We start from the raw sequence: 3,919 nt of genomic DNA, 5'->3' as shown, positions 1-3,919 counted from the left end.
ACAAAAACCAGTACGGCGTTGCCTCGCCTCAGCTCAAAGAGAACGATTCTTTAAGGTACTCAAGCACCAAGTGAATCGGTTCCGTCCTATTTGTACTGTCTGCGGCTTCGTCGTCTTGTCCTGATTTTTGTTAATCCACTATAAATGTGAAATCCGCCCTTTGAAAATCGGGCGGCGGTTTTTTGCCTGCCCGCTTTCAGGCGGCAAAGCCGGTTTTTACGGGCTTTTGCCTGTTTTTCGGATGGTTTGACGTGCTTCGGCGGCGTGTTTGCCGGAAAGGTAAATGACAGGGTATGTTGTATTTCAGATACGGCTTTTTGGTTGTTTGGTGTGCGGCAGGTGTTTCTGCCGCCTATGGGGCGGATGCGCCCGCGATTTTGGATGACAAGGCATTGTTGCAGGTGCAGCGGTCGGTGTCGGATAAGTGGGCGGAATCAGATTGGAAAGTTGAAAATGATGCCCCGCGCGTGGTTGACGGGGATTTTTTGTTGGCACATCCGAAAATGTTGGAACATAGTTTGCGCGACGCGCTCAACGGCAATCAGGCGGATTTAATCGCTTCGTTGGCGGATTTGTATGCCAAGCTGCCGGATTATGACGCGGTTTTGTACGGCAGGGCGCGGGCTTTGCTGGCGAAATTGGCGGGAAGGCCGGCGGAGGCGGTGGCGCGGTATCGGGAACTGCACGGGGAAAATGCGGCAGACGAGCGGATTTTGCTGGATTTGGCGGCGGCGGAGTTTGACGATTTCCGACTGAAGTCGGCAGAAAGGCATTTTGCGGAGGCGGCAAAATTGGATTTGCCGGCACCGGTTTTGGAAAATGTGGGGCGTTTTCGGAAAAAAACGGAGGGGCTGACGGGCTGGCGTTTTTCGGGCGGCATCAGCCCGGCGGTCAATAGAAATGCCAATAATGCCGCGCCGCAGTATTGCCGGCAAAACGGAGGCCGGCAGATATGCAGTGTCAGCCGGGCGGAGCGGGCGGCAGGCTTGAATTATGAAATCGAGGCGGAAAAGCTGACGGCGTTGGCGGACAATCATTATTTGTTGTTCCGTTCCAATATCGGCGGCACGAGCTATTATTTCAGTAAAAAATCAGCTTATGATGACGGGTTCGGCAGGGCGTATTTGGGTTGGCAGTATAAAAATGCACGGCAGACGGCGGGGATTTTGCCGTTTTATCAGGTGCAGTTGTCGGGCAGCGACGGCTTTGATGCGAAAACAAAACGGGTAAACAACCGCCGCCTGCCGCCGTATATGCTGGCGCACGGAGTCGGCGTGCAGCTGTCCCATACTTACCGCCCAAACCCGGGATGGCAATTTTCGGTCGCGCTGGAACATTACCGCCAACGCTACCGCGAACAGGATAGGGCGGAATACAATAACGGCAGGCAGGACGGGTTTTATGTTTCGTCGGCAAAACGTTTGGGCGAATCGGCAACTGTGTTCGGCGGCTGGCAGTTTGTGCGGTTTGTGCCGAAACGCGAAACGGTGGGCGGCGCGGTCAATAATGCCGCCTACCGGCGCAACGGTGTTTATGCCGGCTGGGCGCAGGAGTGGCGGCAGTTGGGCGGTTTGAACAGTCGGGTTTCCGCGTCTTATGCCCGCCGCAACTATAAGGGCATTGCGGCTTTCTCGACAGAGGCGCAACGCAACCGCGAATGGAATGTCTCGCTGGCTTTGAGCCACGACAAGTTGTCGTACAAAGGTATCGTGCCGGCGTTGAATTATCGTTTCGGCAGGACGGAAAGTAATGTGCCGTATGCGAAACGCCGCAACAGCGAGGTGTTTGTGTCGGCGGATTGGCGGTTTTGAATGGTGGGATAATGCCGTCCGAACTTTGGAAACAGGTTCGGACGGCATTTTTGCATATTCAGGCAAGGGCGGCGGCAAATACGCCGCGCAAGGCGTTGGAGAGGCGGATTTCTTCGGCTTCTTGCAGTGTTTTTTGTGTGATGTGTGTTTCGATTACTTGATTTGTTTGCAAATATTTTTGCGGTTCGTCCAATACGGCTTGGCGCATTATGCCGTTTAAAATGTCCAAATCTAAAGAGGGCGTAAGCCATTGTCCGCGATGTTTGACGAACACGTTGCTTCTGCCGCCTTCGAGCAGGATGCCGTCTGAATTGAAAAACAGGCTGTCGAACGCGCCTTGTGTTTCGGCGGTTTGCCACGCTTGGTCGAAGACGGTGCGGCAGGTGGTTTTGAAGCGGCGCAGGTAGTTTTGTGCGGGCAGGATGGTCGGCGAAATGATGACGCGTTGTTTGTCGGTCAGACGGTTTAAAACGGCGCGGGACAGGCTGATGCCGTCTGAAGCGAGCAGGGCTTTGATGCGGAACGCGCCGTCGGGCAAGCGTGCGATGTATTGTTTGATTTGATTTTCGCAACCGTCGGGCAGGGGCAGGTTGAGGGCTTGGGCGGAGGTTTTCAGACGGCATAGGTGGCGGTCGAGCAGGGCGCAGCGTCCGTTTTCCACGCGCAGGGTTTCAAAAATGCCGAAGTCGGGGCGCAATTCGTTGAGGAAACGGGCTTTCCAGCCGCATTCCCGATATTCGGCGGCAGGGTCGCTGTCGATGACGATGCCGGAACCGACACCGTACACGCCTTGATAAATGCCGTCTGAAAGCGGCGTGAGCGACAAGGTGCGGATAACGACGTTGAACGTGCCTTCAAACCCCAAGCCGCCGGAACACGGGTTCAAATAGCCGATGCTGCCCGTATAAAGTCCGCGCGCTTCGGCTTCGAGCGATTCGATAATCTGCATACTCATTTTTTTGGGCGCGCCGGTGATGCTGCCGCAGGGGAAGGCGGCGCGGAGGATGTCGGCGAACGAGGTGTGCGGCAAGGCTTGGGCTTGGATGGTGCTGGTCATCTGCCAAACGCTGCCGAAACGCGACACTTTAAACGGTTCGGGTACGCATACTGTGCCGGTTTGGGCGATTTTGCCGAGGTCGTTACGCAGCAAATCGACAATCATCACGTTTTCGGCGCGGTTTTTCGGGTCTGCTTGCAACTCGGCGGCGCGGCGTTCGTCTTGTCCGTCGCCCAAAATCGGCGCGGTGCCTTTCATCGGTTCGGTGCTGATGGTGCCGTCCGAAGCGATGTTGAGGAAGAGTTCGGGCGAGAAACACAGCGTCCACGCGGATTGCCCTTGTGCATCGGGCAGGTGGGACAAAACGGCATAGGGGACGGGCTGGCGCAGGCGTTGGTAAAGTTTGACGGGATTGCCGTAGGCTTGCAGGTGCAGGCGGGTAGTGTAGTTGATTTGATAGGTGTCGCCGCGTCGGATGGCTTCGTGGATTTGGCGGATATGGTCGAGGTAATCGGCTTCGGATACGGAGGATTGCGGCGTGGAAATGCCGGCGGGGAGGCCGTCTGAGTGTCGGGCAAGCCAGCTTGCGGCATCGGTGTCGGCGCAGTCGGCAAACCAGTGCAGGGCAAGGTTGCCGCCGCGTTCGGACTCGACCCCCGTCAGCGGCAAACCGAATCCGTAGTCTGCAAACAACACGGCATGCAGCCCTTTTTGCCAGCCCGATTGCAGCGCGCCGTCCAAAGCATCGAGTTCTTCGGGACGGAAAAAACGGCTTTCCACATGATTTTGATAGCGTTTTGCGCGGCCGCTTACGGCATCGTCAAACAGGGCGAAATAAGGCATGGCAATTCGGGGCAAATGTTTTGATTATACGCTCTTTTTACACATATTTTCAGACGATTCGGCAAATATCGGCAAAATGTAATTTTATGTAGAGAAAGTGGGGGGCGAAGGTGTAAAATTGTGAAAACAAATTCCGATTTCCAACCTGAAATACAATAAGGAGACCTTTATGACAGACCACCAGCTGCAACCGTTTGAAAACGTAGAATTAGGCGAAAAGCAAGATCAGCTCCAAGTATAGTGGATTAACAAAAACCAGTACAGCGTT

The 3,919-nt window shown here is 55.1% G+C and carries 2 protein-coding genes; one reads left to right on the top strand and one right to left on the bottom strand.

The features are described 5' to 3' along the window. Positions 1–293 precede the first annotated feature (293 nt). Positions 294–1,811: a surface lipoprotein assembly modifier gene (locus HMPREF2959_RS03215; RefSeq protein WP_002214861.1), complete on the top strand. Its 1,518-nt coding sequence runs from the start codon at positions 294–296 to the stop codon at positions 1,809–1,811. A 58-nt stretch (positions 1,812–1,869) separates the two neighbouring features. Here the strand turns inward: HMPREF2959_RS03215 and HMPREF2959_RS03210 are convergent, their stop codons facing one another. After that, positions 1,870–3,651: a bifunctional chorismate-binding protein/class IV aminotransferase gene (locus HMPREF2959_RS03210; RefSeq protein ID WP_002243911.1), complete on the bottom strand. Its 1,782-nt coding sequence runs from the start codon at positions 3,649–3,651 to the stop codon at positions 1,870–1,872. Positions 3,652–3,919 lie beyond the last annotated feature (268 nt).

Origin of the sequence: Neisseria sp. HMSC070F02, assembly GCF_001814225.1 — a bacterium.
In the GTDB taxonomy this organism is placed as follows: Bacteria; Pseudomonadota; Gammaproteobacteria; order Burkholderiales; family Neisseriaceae; genus Neisseria; species Neisseria meningitidis.
This window is presented reverse-complemented; position numbering and strand designations above follow the sequence as displayed.

Bases quoted from the DNA above. Each gene is read 5' to 3' on its own strand.
- HMPREF2959_RS03210 (WP_002243911.1), bottom strand. From the start codon at position 3,651: ATGCCTTATTTCGCCCTGTTTGACGATGCCGTAAGCGGCCGCGCAAAA.
- HMPREF2959_RS03215 (WP_002214861.1), top strand. From the start codon at position 294: ATGTTGTATTTCAGATACGGCTTTTTGGTTGTTTGGTGTGCGGCAGGT.